Source organism: Corynebacterium sp. HMSC074E01 (assembly GCF_001808885.1).
Classification (GTDB): Bacteria; Actinomycetota; Actinomycetes; order Mycobacteriales; family Mycobacteriaceae; genus Corynebacterium.
Genome location: NZ_KV794805.1, coordinates 42,133 through 58,771, shown reverse-complemented (window position 1 = coordinate 58,771; position 16,639 = coordinate 42,133). Strand labels below are relative to the sequence as shown.

Genomic DNA, 16,639 nt, shown 5'->3' with positions numbered 1-16,639 from the left:
TGGGCATGACGAGCCCGCACCACGCCCCTCAGCCACAGCACGAGTCGGCCCCGGATGATCGCCCGACGACCCAGTTTTCTGCGCAGCCGGACTCTCAGCCGCCAACGTCGGCAGAGACTTCAGAGACTTCTGAGTCCGGCTCGAAGACGGACGCCGGTTCCATCGGGCTCATCGTTCTAGTCATCCTCGCGGTTATTGCCAGCCTGGTCATGCTGATTTCGGGTTCGGCGAATGCGCTGAAGATTGCCCTGCTCGCCTCCCTGTGGGCCGCGGTGCTGGGCTTCTTCCTGGTGGTGCGCTACCGCCGCCAGGCACACGAAGCCAAGGAGCTACTGGCAGTAGAGCGCGCCCATGCCGCATCCACCTTGACCGCCTCCGGACCTTCCACAGCAGACAACAGTCAGGTCCTGGCGGAGATTCGTTCTGAGCTGGAAGCCATCCGCACCCAGATCGAGGAGATCTCGGGGCGCGAGTGGGTCTACGAGCCTGCCGCCCTGTATGCGGAGGCTCGCCGCATCCAGGAGCTGGAGCGCAAGGCCGGCGGCGCTGGCGTGGATGAGCGCGGCGATGCCCCCAACGTGAACTTCACCCAGAAGTCCGGCGGCGCGCCGTCTGCCGACGCCGTCGCAGGCCGCCTCGGCTCGCAGCCGACCCACCCGGTGAGCAATCCGCTGGATAACCTGCTGGCAGATAATGCCCGTGCCAACACTCAGCAGCCTGCTCCGAAGTCAGCTGCTAAGCCTTCTCAGCAACCCACCCCGAAGCCCGCCGAGCAGCCAGCCGCGAAACCCGCCGGGAAACCCGCAGAACAGCAGGGCACCCGCCCAGCACCATCCCCGTTCGGCGCACCGCAGCCGTCACAGGGCCGTCCTCCGGCGTTCCGCCCCGTGGGCGAGCCGCAGCAGAAGCCACAGGCACGCGCCGAGCAGAAGCCGCCGCAGCAGCCCCAACCGCAGCCAAAGGCACAGCCACGTCCCCAGGCTCAGCCGCAGCAGAAGACGCCGGAATTCAAGACCGATAGCTTCCAGGCCGTGCAGTGGAACCAGGGCGCCGCGGGCGGGCAGCACGTCAAGGAGAACCCTGCCCCCGCGCAGCCGCACCACCGCCACCGCAGGCCGGAGGCAGACACCGCACAGCCCAGCACCCGTGGCCGCCGCCGCAGCGATGAGCACCGCGAGGGCGCGGTCTCCGTGGCGGAGCTCATGGCACGCCGCAAGCGTCAGCAGGAACAGCAGAACAAGGGCGACAAGAAGTAGATGAAGGCACCACGCATGCGGGTGGCGGTCTGGGGTAGCTCCCGGGCCGGCCTTAACTTCGCGCGACACCTCGAGTGGGCGGGCCATACCATCGAGAGCCTTGAGGACCCCGCCCAGTTGGACCGCTTCGATGCACTGATTATCGCTGCAACGGCGAGAGAGCTGGAGGCAGCTGTGGGAGACGTCGCCAAGCACGTGCGCCCGAGACAGATCGTCATCCATACCTCGTTGCTGGCCGGTGTGGAAGCACTCGATGACCTGGAAACGCGCGGGTGCGTGACCATTGCCGCAGCGCCCCTGGGTGACTCCTACGCGGTGGGCACTCTCGATGAGGTGGCGGACACCGTCATTAGATTGTTGCTCTCAGAGATTCACCAAACGGCAGAAGCGGTGCCAGAAGCCCGCCGTGCCGAACGCGCGGCGCGGTTGTATTACGCGGAGATGCTCGGTGAACTCAGCGCGTGGGCGGCGCTTAAGGCGGGGATTATCGACGATTTTATGGGCAGCACCTTTGACCTCGACGCCGGGGACATCATCGATGCTTATCCCGCCGCCGTAGAACTGGGCATGGCGCGCAACTACCGCGACGTCGCCCGCATGGTGGGTGAGAAGAAGAATATGGAAGAACTGGAACTGTGGGCAGTAAGAAAGGAAGCGCCGTGGCAGAACAACTCCTAGTGGAGGATATCGAGCGCATCCGCATGGTCGGCAGCGCCTACCGCAAGACGGGCAAGCGTGTGGTACTCGTACCGCTGGGCCGCGATATTCACGCCGGGCACCTTGCCCTGGTACAGGCGGCCCAACGCGTGCGCGGCGGCGTGGTCGTCGTGGCGGTAGAACCGGAGACGGACACCTCTGCACTCGGCGGCGTTGACGTAGTGTGGCGCTATGGCGAGCAGAGCCAGCGCACGCGGGTCCTCGCACCCGATCACGGCATGGAGGACGTGAGCGCGGAGCTGACCCGCATTGTGGCGCTGACCTGTGCGCTGGGGCCCAGCGATGTGCTCATGGGGGAGAAGGATTACGAGCTGCTCGTGGCCACCCAGCAGGCCTTTACTGACCTTCACATCGGGGCGCGTGTGCAGGGAGTTCCTTCGGTGCGCATGCCGGACGGAGTGGTGATGAGCCTGCGCAATGCTGACGTCGCACCCGAAACCCGCGAGCAGGCCAGCGCGCTGTCGGCGGCACTCACCGCCGGTGCGTACGCGGCGGAGTCCGGGGCCGAGGAAGTCGTCCGCGTGGCACGTGAAGTGTTGGCCGCCGCGGGCGTGGAGCCGGAGTACGTGGAACTGCGCGGACGCGACCTGGGTGAGGCCCCCGCAGAGGGCGATGCCCGCCTCTTAATCGCAGCCACCGTGGGTGGGGTGCGGCTCATCGATAACGCGGGCGTGCCGTTGGGAATTGGGTTCCGAAACTTAGAACAGCGCGGATAAAAGTCTGTGGCGCAGGTCTCCACCAGTTAGGTTGGAGACATGAAGATTGGAATTCTGGGAGCCGGCGCCATCGGCGGATACTTTGGCGGAAAACTGAAAGCAACGGGCCACGACGTCGCCTTCGTGGCCCGTGGTGAGACCTTGCGGGTGCTGGGGGAGACGGGCGTGACGCTGATCGACGCCCACGCGGAACCCACCACCACCGAGGACATTAAGGTCCCAGCTGCCCAAACCTTTGCCGAGGTCAAAGAACTCTTGGGCGGGTTGGACGTGGCGATTATCGCGTCGAAGGCGCTGCCGGGCAACGAGACTTTTGGCAGCGTGGAGGACCGCGAGGCCCTGCAGGGAATCCCGGTGGTGACCACGCACAACTCGGTCGAGATTCCGTACGTGGCGGCCGAGGAATTCGGGGAGGAAAACATCCTTGCCGGTGTCGCTCGCGTCTATGCCACGCGCCTGGGCCCGGCACGGATCAAGCGCAATCCGGGGCCCTTGGCTTTGGCTTTCGGGCCGCTGAGTGACGATGCGCCGGAGTCCCTGCGGCGTACGGGCGAGGAGCTGGCGGCCGCGCTGAAGGAGGCGGGTGCCTCCAGCAAGTTCCACGACGCCGCGCTTGTCGACGTCTGGTCGAAAGCCATGTTCGTCACCCCGACAGGCACTCTGGGCGCCTTGGTGGATAAACCGATTGGGTACCTCTGCCAGGAAATCCCCGGCCAGCTCGAGGCCTTCATGCGGGAAGTCGAGGCTGTCGGGTGCGCACTCGGCGTGAAGCTGCCGGAGAACGTGGTGGAACAGACCATGGAGTTTGCCCGCCAGCAGCACCCGGACAGTACGTCCTCGATGCAGCGCGATATCAAGGAAGGGCTTCCCAACGAATTAGACGCCCAGGTCGGAGCGATCCGACGCATGGGCGTCAAAGCTGGCGTTGCAACCCCGTTGTGGGACTTTGCGCAGGAGGTGCTGGAGGCGCAGCTGCGCACCGCCTAGGAGTGCGCACTACGCAACGTCGGTGCCTTATTCGGTACCGATCTTGCCGCCCTTCTTCCACACCACAACCACGGCCGGGCGCGGGGTGGACTTCCCGCCGTCAGGCCAGTGGGAGGTGGCGTTCTCAAAGGTGGCGTCGTCAGCCTCGCCCGGGTGCTGAACGTTGACCATGACGCGGTCATCGTCGACGATCGGCCCACAGGTCTCCGCGCCAGCCGGGACGGTGAGGAAGCACTTGAGCTCGCCGCGGGTCTCGCCCTCGGTGGTCACGGCATAGAGGCCGTCGTTAGAATCCAGCGCGTTGCCGTCTGTGGAGATCCACAGGTTGCCGTGGTTGTCGAAGGCCAGGTTATCCGGGCAGGAAATCGGGGAGACCTTCTCCTTATCGAAGCCGCCGAAGTAGGTGCTGGCCTCACGCGGGTCACCGCAGACCAGGAAGAGGTTCCAGGTGAACTTCTCGCCGGCGTGGTCATCCTCGAGTTCCATGACCAGGCCGTTCTTGTTCTCCTTGACCGGAGCCCATTCCTTGGCGTCTTCCTTGTTCTTCTTGGCGTTCTCGCCGGTGGCGCCGCGGTACTTGTTGTTGGTCAGCGCGATGTAGACCTTCTCGGTCTCCGGGTGAACCTCGACGTCCTCAGGGCGGTCCATCTTGGTGGCGCCCACCTTGTCGGCGGCCTCACGGGTAAAGACGGCGACCTCTTCGGCGGACATGCCGTCCACGTGGGACTCGAATTTGTTGTTGTCGGTATCGGAGGTCAGCAGCTTGACCCACTCGCCGCTGCCGTCGAAGGCACCGTCTTCCGGCAGGACGCCGGAGCCGTCGATTTCCTTCTCCGGGGAGTTGCCTTCCATCTTGGCCACGTACAGGGTGCCGTGGTCCAGGATGGTCATGTTGTGCTCCAGGTCGCCTTCCTTGTACTTCTTGGAGGAGACGAACTTGTAGACGTACTCGAAGCGGGAGTCATCGCCGGAGTAGCAGACCACGGTGCCATCCTTGGTGATGTGGATGTTGCCGGCCTCGTGCTTGAAGCGGCCCACTGCGGTGTGCTTAATCGGGGTGGACTTCGGGTCCAGCGGGTTGATCTCCACGAGCCAGCCAAAGCGGTTCGGCTCGTTCGGCTCCTTGGTTACATCGAAGCGGTCATCGTACTTTTCCCACTTACGGTCGGATGGGCCCTCCTCGATGCCGAAGCGCTTGAGGGACTCAGCGGCCTTCTCATCCTTGACATCGCCACCGGCGAAGTACTGGTCGAAGTTCTCTTCGCCGGAGAGCATGGTGTTCCACGGGGTCACGCCACCGGAGCAGTTGTTGAGGGTACCCAGGACCTTCTCACCCTTCGGGTCAGCGGAGGTCTTCACCAGGTCGGTGCCCTTAGCTGGGCCAACCAGGGTGAACGGGGTGGTAGCGGTGATGCGGCGGTTGAGCGGGCCGAATTCGCGCTTGAGCTCGCCGGAGCCCTTCACCTTGGAGACCTCGAGGATGGTGTGACCGTGGCCAGCCCAGCCGATCTTCACCTGCTCCTCGGTGGGGTTCTCCGGGTCGTAGTTCGGGAACATCATCGGCTCGGTGGTGTACTCGTGCGAGCACATGTAGATCATGCGGTTCTTGTCATCAGGGTGCTCGATGAGGCCGGCGAAGTCATTGTTGAAGCCGAACTGCTTCTCCGCATCCGCGGCGGTCTGGTTGTTGACGTCGAATTCCGGAGCGCCCTCGATGACCGGGTCACCCCAGGCGATAAGTACGGACTGCTCGTAGCCCTTCGGGATGACTACCTCATCTTTGGTATTGGCCTCTACGGCTTCAAAGTGCATGCCCTCGGCGGAGGTGAGCTCGATGTCAGAGCCCTTCACCTCGCTGGTCTTGGAGGAAGAACCGCTTCCGGCCGCGGAATCCTTCTCGTCCGGTGCGGCACACGCGGCAAGCGCGGAGGAACCACCGACGGCGACCACGGCCAGGCCGCCGGCGCGCAGTGCGGTGCGGCGCGAGAACTGGTCACCAAAGTAAGGGTTATCGGAGGTGTTCTCGCACTCGCCGAAGCAGGCGTTACCGCACTTGTAGGTGCAGGTAAGGGAAGAACGAGAAGAGGTAAACATGTTAGCCAAGAGATTGCGGCCATTGAGTGCCATGAAAGTTATGCTCCAAAATCGAAATCGTTAGTTGCGTAGAGATGTCGCAACGGACCTCATGAGTTAATACGGTTGAGATGACCGCGCGGTTGATACTGTCTAACCGCCAGATGAACACTCTGTGAACCGGGATCGCGCCAGCGTATGGGGATCGACTACCCTAGACAACCGTGAGCGAGAAGAAGAATACTGAAGTTACTGACGTTCCCGAGCAGCTGCGCATCCGCCGCGAGAAGCGCGCTCGACTGTTGGAGTCCGGCACCGAACCTTATCCGGTGACCGTAGACCGCACGATCTCCCTGCGGGATCTTCGCCAGCAGTTCCAGGTGGTGGCCGAAGGCGAGGAGCCAGCCGCGGAAGAGGGCGTTACCTACCTCAGCGCTGGTGAGGAGACTGACGTTGAGGTGGCCATCGCCGGCCGCCTCATCTTCATGCGCAATACCGGCAAGCTGTGCTTCGCCACCCTGCAGGATGGCGACGGTACCCAGGTGCAGGCCATGCTGTCCCTTGCAGAGGTTGGGGAGGAGCGCCTAGCCGCGTGGAAGTCCGACGTTGACTTGGGTGATTTCATCTCCGTGCGCGGCCGAGTAATTGCCTCGCGCCGCGGCGAGCTCTCCGTCATGGCAAACGAATGGACCATGGCGGCGAAGTCCTTGCGCCCGCTTCCGGTGTCCTTCGCTGACATGAATGAGGAAACCCGCGTGCGCCAGCGCTACAACGACCTCATCGTGCGCGAGGAGGCTCGCAAGAATGCCATGACCCGCGTGAAGGTGATGCGCGCGCTGCGCAACTACCTGGAAGATGAGGGCTTCGTGGAGATCGAAACCCCGATGCTGCAGACCCTCCACGGCGGTGCGGCGGCCCGCCCGTTCGTGACCCACTCCAATGCCTTGGACATCGACCTGTACCTGCGCATCGCGCCGGAGCTCTTCCTTAAGCGCGCTGTTGTCGGCGGCATCGATCGCGTCTTTGAGATCAACCGCAACTTCCGCAACGAGGGCGTCGACCGCTCCCACTCCCCGGAATTCGCTATGTTGGAGACCTACGCCGCCTGGGGCGACTACAACGACTGTGCCCGCACCACTCGCGAGTCCATCCAATCGGTAGCACGTGCGGTCTTCGGCTCCACCACCGTTACTTTGGCGGATGGCACTGAGTATGACTTTGGCGGCGAAGAGTGGCCGGAGATTGAGATGTACCCTTCCCTCAACGAGGCACTACAGCGCAAGTTCCCTGGCCAGCCGGAGGTCACCATCGACTCCACCGTCGAGGAGCTCAAGGCGCTTGCTGACGTCATCGGGCTCGACGTCCCGAAGAACGGTGGCTGGGGCCACGGCAAGCTGGTGGAGGAGATTTGGGAGGTGCTCTGCGAGGACCAGCTTGAGGGCCCGATCTTTGTGAAGAACTTCCCGGTCGAGACCTCTCCGCTGACCCGCCAGCACCGCTCCCTGCCGGGTGTGACCGAGAAGTGGGATCTCTACGTGCGCGGCTTCGAGCTGGCTACCGGATACTCGGAGCTGGTGGATCCCGTTATCCAGCGCGAGCGCTTTGAGGATCAGGCGCGCTTGGCCGCCGGCGGTGATGAGGAAGCCATGGTCTTGGACGAGGACTTCCTCGCCGCCATGGAGCAGGGAATGCCTCCGACAGCCGGCACGGGCATGGGCATCGACCGCCTGCTCATGGCCCTGACTGGCCTGGGTATCCGTGAGACCGTTCTCTTCCCCATCGTGAAGCCTGAGCATTAGTCTCCGCGTAAGCTCTACGCACTCAACGCACAAGCCACTGGCCCCGCAGCCGAAGGCTTGTGCGTTGTTGTTTTAGGAGCTGTTTTAAGAGCTTTCAGTTTCGCTGCAGCGCACATCACTCCGCGCGAAGCCTGCCTGCGTGGAACAATACAAAATATGAAAAAACTTTTCTCTCTTCTCACACTGCCGCTGGTGGCGGCCGGTTTGGTGGCTTGCTCCCCGGATGAAGAGACCGAGGACACTCCTCGGTTCGAAGTTGTGGATAGCTCTGGCACAGAGATCGCTTCGGAGGAACCCAGTACTGCGGCAGCGAGCGATTCCACAGATCGTGAGCCGGAGTTTGGCTCTCAATCTTCCGGGCTCAAAGAACGCGATGCCGAAGAGTTCCGCGCCACTGGATTCAGGTATGAGACCACGGTTGCCTGGGGTATAGCCAGCCCAGACGGTAGGGTGCGGTGTTCTCTGTATGAGGGTTCTCAAGCGCCGACGTGCTTAGTTGGTTTTGACAATCCCCCCATTGTGCCCGACCCCGAAAACCCGCAGTGGGAGGCGAACATGGTGATCTTCAAAGATGGCGCAGGCTTCTTCCCCAGTGGCGTAGTGGACCCGGGGGACGTGGTTCCGCCACAGCTGCTGGAGGAGGGCGAGAAAGTCGATATCAACGGCGTGGTTTTTGAAGCCCCTAGCGCAGATGAATTCACCGTTCAGGCCCAAGGGCACCAGTTCACCGTGAAGGACGGCGGCCAGTTTTCGGCGGATACCTATCCGCTGGAGCCGGACTCCAATGGCTATGCGCCTGTAGGTGCCGTCTGTGGAGAGGCCGATACTAATTTTGGCCGCCAGAAGGTCTTTGTGCAGACAGACGGGACGAATTGCACGACTGCGATGGACATCGTGGACAAGTACGTCAACTACGAGTGGGACATAAAAGAAGTGAACACTCGCGGAATCCTGGAGCTTGACGGCTGGAAGTGCTCCCACAAAGAACCGGAATTCGTTGAAACACCCAATCCGTATGCACGTCGGATTCATTGTGAAGATCTATCCGGTACCGGTCGCGTTATTCTTCTTGACGCTGCAAATCCTAAAGATCCGAAGCATTCGGAAAACTAGTGGCACAGCGCTATTTCGTGGAACGATGATTGTTATGAAGAAGCTTCTCTCTATCCTTTCTGCCTCCCTCATGGCCTGCGCCGTGGCTTCGTGTTCTTTCACGAGCGAACCGGCGGGCGATGAGCCACAATTCCAACAGAACTCATCCAGCTCTGCCAGCTCTGAGTCAGCCTCTGATGACACTTCCGAGGCGGCGGCGCCGAGCAGCGACAAGCCTGACAAAGACAAACCCGGCGGATTGAAGGAACGCGATCCGCAAGACTTTATGGCCGGCGGTGATCTGGCGACCATTCCGAACCCCATCCCGGCCGTCAAGAGCCCTGATGGGCGCGTCCTCTGCCTCATTCACGAAGAGGCTGATGCCCCGAACTGCAAGGTCGATTTTGCCGATCCGCCAATTTATCCAGGGCCGGTTATGCAGAGCTGGAGGTCAAATGCGGTGAGCTACCTCGGCGACCGCGGCTTCTTCCCGGTGTGGGCCATTGAGTTCTATACACCGACAGAGGTTGCAACGCTCAACGAGGGTGAGACCGTGAGCTTTGATGGCGGAACCTTTGAAGCACTCAGCGGCAACGAGTTCGTGGTCAAGGCGAACGGGCACCATTTCACCGTCAAGGACGATGGCCAGTACTACTCCGATACTTTCCCCGCGAAGCCAGATGCGAATGGCATGGCCAACACCGGAGCGGTGTGCGGTGAGAGCGGCACACGCGGGGAGGAGACCGGCTTGGTGTACGTGCAGGAAGATGGCACCGACTGCACTGACGCCATGGAGCTGCTGGATGAATACGCCAACCATGATTGGCAGGCCGGCGAGGGCGGAAACCGTGGCCACCTCACCACTGACCTTGGACACTGTTCCTACGGTGCACCGAAACTGTGGGAGGATACCCCTGAAAACCGTCTGCTGGGCTGCAGTCTGGACAGCGGTGGCAGCGTCGTGGTCATCACACCCCGCAACATGGAGACCATGCCCTAAGGCGTATCACGAAGCCATCGCCAGCCGCGGCGGTCTTAAGAAGGCCCGCGGCTTGGCTCATGTGGCATGCCCGGTGACCTTGGGAGTACTCTAAAATCTTCGCGCGCTGACTTTCACAGCTCCAGTGCGAGGTCCACAGAGTTAAGTAGTTGAAAGGTGTGGCTGGCAGCATGTCCGCTGAGATTCCCTCCAAGGTAGTGATCAACCTCAGCATCCTGGTGCTGGGGGCGATGGTCATGATTCTCAACGAGACCTCGCTATCCGTCGCGCTGCCGGCCATCATGGCGGACTATGGCATTCCCGCCACGAGCGCGCAGTGGTTGTTGACGGGATTCATGCTCACCATGGCCGTCGTCATCCCGACAACCGGCTTCCTGTTGGAGCGGCTCACCACACGGCAGATTTTCATCGCCTCCGCAGGACTCTTCCTAGCCGGAACCGTGGTGGCGGCCCTCGCCCCGAGCTTCATCGTTTTACTCTTGGGGCGCGTACTTCAGGCCGGTGGAACCGCGCTGATGATCCCCACTCTCATGACCGTTGCCATGACGTTGGTCCCAGCGCAGCGCCGTGGCACGGTCATGGGCATTATTTCCGTGGTGATTTCCGTCGCCCCGGCACTGGGGCCAACGGTTGGCGGGGCCATTCTCAACCACTTCACCTGGCACGTCATCTTTTGGGCCATGGTGCCGCTCATCGCCCTCATCTTGGTTGCCGGGCTCTGGCGCCTGAGCGATGTTGGTGAGAACCGCGATACCCCACTCGACGGTCTCTCCGTCATCCTTTCCGCGTGCGCTTTCGGCGGTCTGATTTATGGATTGTCCTCGATAGAGAAAATGCTGCAGGGCGGCGCTTGGGTGGATATCGCCGTCACCGTGGTGGGCGTTATCGCGCTCGTCGTCTTCATCCGCCGGCAGAGGCGGCTTGCGCTTGAGGACCGCGCCCTGATGGATCTGCGACCTTTTCGCGTACGCAACTTCACTCTCGCGGTGATCATCCTCGTCCTGTCCTTTGGACTCATGCTGGGAATGGTCACGGTCCTGCCCATTTACCTGCAAACTACCCTGGGCGCTACGGCCTTCACCACGGGGCTCGCGGTGATGCCGGGAGGCATCCTTCAAGCTTTCCTTTCCCCGATTGTAGGCCGTCTTTTTGATTCCTATGGCCCGCGCCCCCTGATGATTCCGGGCTCACTGTTCATGGTGGGCAGCCTGTGGCTCATGGCCACCTTGGGAGAGAACTCAGCAGTGTGGATGGTCGTGGGCATGCACGTAGTTTTCTCCCTCGGCATGTGTTTGATGATGACGCCGCTGATGACCACCGCGCTGTCCTCACTTCCGGAGAAGCTCTACTCGCACGGCTCGGCCATCATGAACACCTTCCAGCAACTGGCTGGTGCGACGGGAACGGCGTTGCTCGTTGTCTTCCTCACGCGCGGCACCCAGGCCGGCGCCGCCGCAGGGATGGGGCCGGCCGCAGCGACGGCTCAGGGAACGCACTGGGCTTTCCTCTTCGCCGGCGTAGCCGGTACTGCCATTGCGGTGATTGCACCGCTGCTCCGGCGTGCGGACTAATCGTTCGGACTAGCTACGCGGAGTGAGCGCGCGGCTTAGCACAGCGGCATGTTCAGGCGTAGCTCTTCGGCATCCTCGCCCCACACGAGGACGGCGTCAGCAGAGTCCTCGGCGCTCATATAGAACACCGGCTCGGATTCGGAAACATCGTAGCTGTGCACGGTGCACTGCCCGTTGGACAGTTCCTGTGCATCCTGCGCTGGGGCAGCTGCATCGCGCTTGGCGACGTCCCCGTACCGCGCCACGGAGTAGCCCACACCGTCACCAACGCAGGTGATCTTCGCGTCCTGACCATCCTCCGGATCGCGGGATTCGCAGGTAGCGCCGTCAAAACCTTCCCTGCCGGGGCGGGAGCTGATGAGGCCCGGGTGGTCGTCGACAAGCGCCTGCTCCGCCTCAGACCACGCTGAACGTCCCAAGAAGAACCACAGCAGGCCGCCGATCAGGGCCAAGAGGAGAAGACCCACGCCGAGGCCAGCAAAGACCTTGCTCTTCGATGTCGACCCGCGTTTTCCGGAGGCTTCCGCGGGGGCGGGTGCGGGGACCTGCTGCTGCGGCTGCGTCCCCCAGTCGCCCTGCGGGGTGGCAGCGTGCTGCTGCTCCGGTTGCCACTGCGGCGTACCCGTGTCGGACCTGTTCATACCAGCCGCGTTGGCGCCGGTCATGCTGGCATTGGAGGTCCCCGCGCCAGCATTTCGGAGAGAATCAACCACGGCGGATGCCGAGGTATAAGCGGCTGCTGCGCGGAAGGATGGGTAAGCGGCGGCGAGGAGTTGTGCGAGGCGGTCGATTGCTTCCTTCGCCGTTGCGTTGGGGGCCTCGGAGCCCGTGGCTGGGCCGACTGCCGCGAAGAAGGCATTCGAGCGATTATTGGTCAGGATGATGCGGCGCGGATTGAGCGCGCGGAGAGCGTAGTTGGCGCGGCCTTTCTGGAGCAGGAAATCGGTCGCGTCAGCCAACGGCGCGAAGACAGCGATGGCCTCATCGCGGGAAAGGTGCTGTGCGCCGATGCCGGAGGAGGTGAAATCCGACAACTGCTGGCCCGGCAGGCTGCGGCGCACAAAGAATTCCTGACCGCTGTTCATCGTTCCCGTGCCCACGATGGGGGCGATGGCGCTGTGCTGAAGCTGCCCCACGATGCCGGATTGGCGGAGCACACCGCGGTTTTCCGGGCCATATATCTCCACGAGCATCTCATCATGCGAGGGATCTTCCACGAGGAAGAGCGTGGAGTCCGCTCCTTGGTCCAGGACTGCCTTCTGGTGCAGCTGGTGCTGGGTGGTGAAAAATTCTGGGAGCATAGTCACGATGAGAGGAAATCCTTCGTGGAGGTGTCGATGATGAGATATATAGAATCCTCTTCATTCTAAGGTGGCGAAGCTTCTGTGGCAGGTTAGTGCGAAAAGCTGCCTTATCATGACCTGTTCGCTACCGGCGTACAGTGCCTTTACCTGCAGAAATGTTGGTTTAGGGGAAGGGGGGAAGGGAAATCGTGAATGGAGTGTCCTCCCCGCGCGTTAGAGTGGATGACACATTTAGAGCGAAAGGTAAGAGGTAATGTTCGAGAGGTTTACGGACCGTGCTCGCCGCGTCATCGTTTTGGCGCAGGAGGAAGCACGCATGCTCAACCACAATTACATCGGCACCGAGCACATCCTCCTAGGACTCATCCACGAAGGCGAAGGCGTAGCAGCCAAGGCCTTGGAGTCCATGGGCATCTCACTGGAGGATGTCCGCCGTGAGGTGGAAGAGATTATTGGTCAAGGTTCTCAGCCGCACACCGGCCACATCCCATTTACCCCGCGCGCGAAGAAGGTTCTGGAGCTCTCGCTGCGTGAGGGCCTGCAGATGGGACACAAGTACATCGGCACCGAATTCCTGCTGCTCGGCCTCATCCGCGAGGGCGACGGCGTAGCAGCCCAGGTGCTGACGAAGCTAGGCGCTGACTTGCCGCGTGTTCGCCAGCAGGTTATCCAGCTGCTCTCCGGCTATGAGGGCAACGAGGGAGAGGGCAACCAGTCCCAGGGTGGTGCAGGCCCGGTAGGTGCCGGTGCCGGTGCCGGCGCTGGCCAGGGTGGCCGTGGCGGCCCCGGCAGCTCGGGTGAGCGTTCCAACTCCCTGGTGCTGGACCAGTTCGGCCGCAACCTCACCCAGGCGGCGCGCGATGGCAAGCTGGACCCGGTAGTGGGCCGCGATTCTGAGATCGAGCGCATTATGCAGGTGCTGTCCCGCCGCACGAAGAACAACCCGGTGCTCATCGGTGAGCCCGGCGTGGGTAAGACCGCCGTGGTCGAAGGCCTGGCCCTCGATATCGTTAACGGCAAGGTCCCGGAGACCCTCAAGGATAAGCAGCTTTACTCGCTGGACCTGGGATCCTTGGTGGCTGGTTCGCGCTACCGCGGTGACTTCGAGGAACGCCTGAAGAAGGTGCTTAAGGAGATTAACCAGCGCGGTGACATCATCCTCTTTATCGATGAGATCCACACTTTGGTTGGCGCGGGTGCCGCTGAGGGCGCTATCGATGCTGCCTCGCTGTTGAAGCCGAAGTTGGCTCGCGGCGAGCTGCAGACCATTGGTGCCACCACCTTGGATGAGTACCGCAAGCACATTGAGAAGGATGCTGCTCTCGAGCGCCGCTTCCAGCCTGTCAAGGTGGACGAGCCTTCTCTCGATGACACCATCCTCATCCTCAAGGGCCTGCGCGATAAGTATGAGGCGCACCACCGTGTCTCCTACACCGATGAAGCGCTGAAGGCAGCGGCCTCCCTGTCGGACCGCTACATCAATGACCGCTTCCTGCCGGATAAGGCCGTCGACCTCCTCGATGAGGCCGGTGCCCGCATGCGTATTAAACGCATGACTGCTCCGGAAGGCCTGCGTGAGGTCGATGACCGCATCGCCGAGGTCCGCAAGGAAAAGGAAGCAGCGATTGACGCTCAGGACTTTGAAAAGGCCGCTGGTTTGCGCGATAAGGAGCGCAAGCTCGGTGAAGAGCGCGCGGAGAAGGAAAAGCAGTGGCGCTCCGGTGACTTGGAGGAAATCGCCGAGGTTGGTGAGGAGCAGATCGCAGAGGTCCTCGCTCACTGGACCGGCATTCCGGTTCTCAAGCTCACCGAGAAGGAATCCAACCGCCTCCTCAACATGGAAGAGGAGCTGCACAAGCGCATCATTGGCCAGGACGATGCCGTCAAGGCTGTCTCCCGCGCCATCCGCCGCACCCGTGCTGGTCTGAAGGACCCGCGTCGTCCTTCTGGTTCCTTCATCTTCGCCGGCCCCTCCGGCGTGGGTAAGACGGAGCTGTCGAAGTCCTTGGCTAACTTCCTCTTCGGTTCGGACGATGACCTCATCCAGATCGATATGGGTGAGTTCCACGATCGCTTCACCGCCTCCCGTCTCTTCGGTGCCCCTCCGGGATACGTTGGCTACGAAGAGGGCGGCCAGCTGACCGAGAAGGTTCGCCGTAAGCCTTTCTCCGTGGTGCTCTTCGATGAGATCGAGAAGGCCCACAAGGAGATCTACAACACCCTTCTCCAGGTGTTGGAGGACGGCCGCCTGACCGATGGTCAGGGCCGCATCGTGGACTTCAAGAACACGGTGCTCATCTTCACCTCCAACCTGGGTACCCAGGACATCTCGAAGGCCGTGGGCTTGGGCTTCACCGGCTCTTCCGAGAATGATGCGGATGCGCAGTACGAGCGCATGAAGAACAAGGTTAACGATGAGCTGAAGAAGCACTTCCGCCCTGAGTTCCTCAACCGTATCGATGAGATTGTGGTCTTCCACCAGCTCACCCAGGAGCAGATCGTCGAGATGGTGGAGCTGCTCATCGCCCGCGTGGAGAAGCAGCTCTCCGAGCGTGACATGGGCATCGAGCTCACCCAGAAGGCCAAGGATCTGCTGGCTCAGCGTGGCTTCGACCCGGTCTTGGGTGCTCGCCCGCTGCGTCGCACCATTCAGCGCGAGATTGAGGATCAGCTCTCCGAGAAGATCCTCTTCGGTGAAATTGGCGCCGGTGAGATCATCACCGTGGATGTTGAAGGCTGGGACGGCGAGTCCAAGGACAACTCTTCCGCATCCTTTACCTTCACCCCGCGTCCGCGCCCGCTGCCGGAGGATACCTTCGACAAGGAGCTTGAGGAGACCGCCGTGCGTGAGGCCGATGAGGAACTCGCCACCGAGATCGATGCCGAAACTCACGGCCCAGACTCCGATGGCCCCGACACTGTCGCCCCGGACGTCCTCGATGAGTCTGGTAGCGACTCCGCTGAGGAATCCCACAACGATGATGGTGATGACGGCAACCCGCCGCCGGCAGGTGCCGGTGCTGGCCAGCCGCTCTAAGCGCTGACTCGGGCCCTACACTGGGCCCATAAGGAATAGCCCCGAACCGCATGCGAGTGACACTCCGTGCGGTTCGGGGCTTTCTTTGCGCGATCGGGCGCGGCGGAATCTAATCCCTCTTTAACACCATGACCGGTCCAGTATTAGAACTGAATCAGCACACTGTCTCGTGGGATTCGTGCTCCGGGTGCTCGATCTGGATGGTGGAGTGCTCGATGCCGTGTTCGCGCAGGGCGTGCTGGGCGGCATCCAACAGTGGGCCGGTGTCGACGGTGCCGTCGCGCACGATATGCACGGTCGTAAGCACGTTTACTCCGTCCAGGCTCCATAGGTGCAGGTCGTGAATATCGGCAACGCCGTCGACCTGCCGCAGTGCGGGCTCGATCACGCTGGCGTCGAAGCCCGCCGGAACCTGCTCGAGTAGCACGCTCGCCGACAAACGCATGAGCTGCCAGGCACGCGGCAGCACCATCGCCGCGATCACGAGGGAGGCGATCACGTCCGCCGCCACAAACCCCGTGGTCAGCACCACGATGCCCGCCACAATCACGGCGACCGAACCGAGCAAATCCACCAGCACGTGCAAGAACGCGCCCTCCACGTTGATCGAGGATTCGCGGTGCCGGTGGAGCACCCACGCCGATAGCGCATTCGCCACGAGACCGATCACCGCGATGATCAGCATTGCCTCGCCCTGCACCTCGGCCGGGTTCTGCAGGCGGCGCACCGCTTCGACGACAATCCACACCGAGATCGCCAGCACCATCACCGCATTTGCCAGCGCCGCAAGCACCTCCACTCGCCGGTAGCCGTATGTGGCCTGGGCTGATGCTTGTCGACGCCCAATCAACACCGCGATCACCGCAATGATGAGCCCGGCGGCGTCGGAAAGCATATGCATCGCATCCGCCATCAGCGCCATCGAACCCGCCAACCAGCCGCCGATCAACTCCGCGAAGAAGACGGTGCCGGTAATGCTCAGCGCGATTATAAGTGCGCGCAGCGGCGTGCTGGAGTGATCGTGGTCGTGGTGCTCGTGTGCCATGCACTCAGCCTATCACCGCCGGTGCCTATTGACAATTAAATG

At 62.1% G+C, this 16,639-nt stretch carries 12 protein-coding genes; 9 read left to right on the top strand and 3 right to left on the bottom strand.

Annotation, left to right across the window (positions count from 1 at the left end; genetic code table 11):
* Window positions 1-5 precede the first annotated feature (5 nt).
* From HMPREF2537_RS13140 to HMPREF2537_RS00315, 4 genes are read left to right on the top strand one after another with little or no spacing between them, the layout of a single operon-like run.
* Entirely contained in the window at window positions 6-1,256 is a 1,251-nt protein-coding gene (locus HMPREF2537_RS13140) for a DUF6779 domain-containing protein (protein WP_070524712.1), read from the top strand.
* On the top strand, window positions 1,257-1,934 hold the full coding sequence (locus HMPREF2537_RS00325; RefSeq protein ID WP_083298930.1) for a Rossmann-fold NAD(P)-binding domain-containing protein: 678 nt from the start codon (window positions 1,257-1,259) through the stop codon (window positions 1,932-1,934).
* A complete protein-coding gene (locus HMPREF2537_RS00320) occupies window positions 1,916-2,689 on the top strand; it encodes a pantoate--beta-alanine ligase (RefSeq protein WP_371326361.1) in 774 nt (257 codons plus the stop codon). The genes HMPREF2537_RS00325 and HMPREF2537_RS00320 overlap by 19 nt, the downstream gene beginning before the upstream one ends.
* A 39-nt stretch (window positions 2,690-2,728) precedes the next feature.
* Window positions 2,729-3,676 (top strand): 2-dehydropantoate 2-reductase, encoded by a 948-nt coding sequence (locus HMPREF2537_RS00315; RefSeq protein WP_070524616.1) that lies wholly within the window; start codon window positions 2,729-2,731, stop codon window positions 3,674-3,676.
* 27 nt (window positions 3,677-3,703) lie between these two features.
* Here the strand turns inward: HMPREF2537_RS00315 and HMPREF2537_RS00310 are convergent, their stop codons facing one another.
* Entirely contained in the window at window positions 3,704-5,803 is a 2,100-nt protein-coding gene (locus tag HMPREF2537_RS00310) for a PhoX family protein (RefSeq protein ID WP_070524614.1), read from the bottom strand.
* 170 nt (window positions 5,804-5,973) lie between these two features.
* Between HMPREF2537_RS00310 and lysS the strand changes: the two genes are divergently transcribed.
* The 4 genes from lysS to HMPREF2537_RS00290 all read left to right on the top strand — a co-directional run bounded on the left by lysS (window position 5,974) and on the right by HMPREF2537_RS00290 (window position 11,211).
* Window positions 5,974-7,548 carry a lysine--tRNA ligase gene (gene lysS, locus HMPREF2537_RS00305; RefSeq protein ID WP_070524612.1) on the top strand — a complete coding sequence of 525 codons (1,575 nt, stop codon included), beginning with the start codon at window positions 5,974-5,976 and terminating at the stop codon, window positions 7,546-7,548.
* 156 nt (window positions 7,549-7,704) lie between these two features.
* The gene (locus HMPREF2537_RS00300; RefSeq protein WP_070524610.1) at window positions 7,705-8,661 is read left to right on the top strand and encodes a hypothetical protein; all 957 of its coding nucleotides are present in this window, start codon (window positions 7,705-7,707) and stop codon (window positions 8,659-8,661) included.
* A gap of 34 nt (window positions 8,662-8,695) precedes the next feature.
* Entirely contained in the window at window positions 8,696-9,640 is a 945-nt protein-coding gene (locus HMPREF2537_RS00295) for a hypothetical protein (protein ID WP_070524706.1), read from the top strand.
* 170 nt (window positions 9,641-9,810) lie between these two features.
* A complete protein-coding gene (locus HMPREF2537_RS00290; RefSeq protein WP_070524608.1) occupies window positions 9,811-11,211 on the top strand; it encodes an MDR family MFS transporter in 1,401 nt (466 codons plus the stop codon).
* 35 nt (window positions 11,212-11,246) lie between these two features.
* Here the strand turns inward: HMPREF2537_RS00290 and HMPREF2537_RS00285 are convergent, their stop codons facing one another.
* Window positions 11,247-12,512, bottom strand: a complete 1,266-nt coding sequence (locus tag HMPREF2537_RS00285; RefSeq protein WP_070524607.1) for a serine/threonine protein kinase — start codon at window positions 12,510-12,512, stop codon at window positions 11,247-11,249.
* A gap of 256 nt (window positions 12,513-12,768) precedes the next feature.
* On the opposite strand from HMPREF2537_RS00285, the gene HMPREF2537_RS00280 reads away from it, so the two are divergent.
* A complete protein-coding gene (locus tag HMPREF2537_RS00280) occupies window positions 12,769-15,552 on the top strand; it encodes an ATP-dependent Clp protease ATP-binding subunit (protein ID WP_070524605.1) in 2,784 nt (927 codons plus the stop codon).
* A 154-nt stretch (window positions 15,553-15,706) separates the two neighbouring features.
* Here HMPREF2537_RS00280 and HMPREF2537_RS00275 read toward each other — a convergent pair whose 3' ends face one another.
* On the bottom strand, window positions 15,707-16,597 hold the full coding sequence (locus HMPREF2537_RS00275) for a cation diffusion facilitator family transporter (RefSeq protein ID WP_070524604.1): 891 nt from the start codon (window positions 16,595-16,597) through the stop codon (window positions 15,707-15,709).
* Window positions 16,598-16,639: the final 42 nt, after the last annotated feature.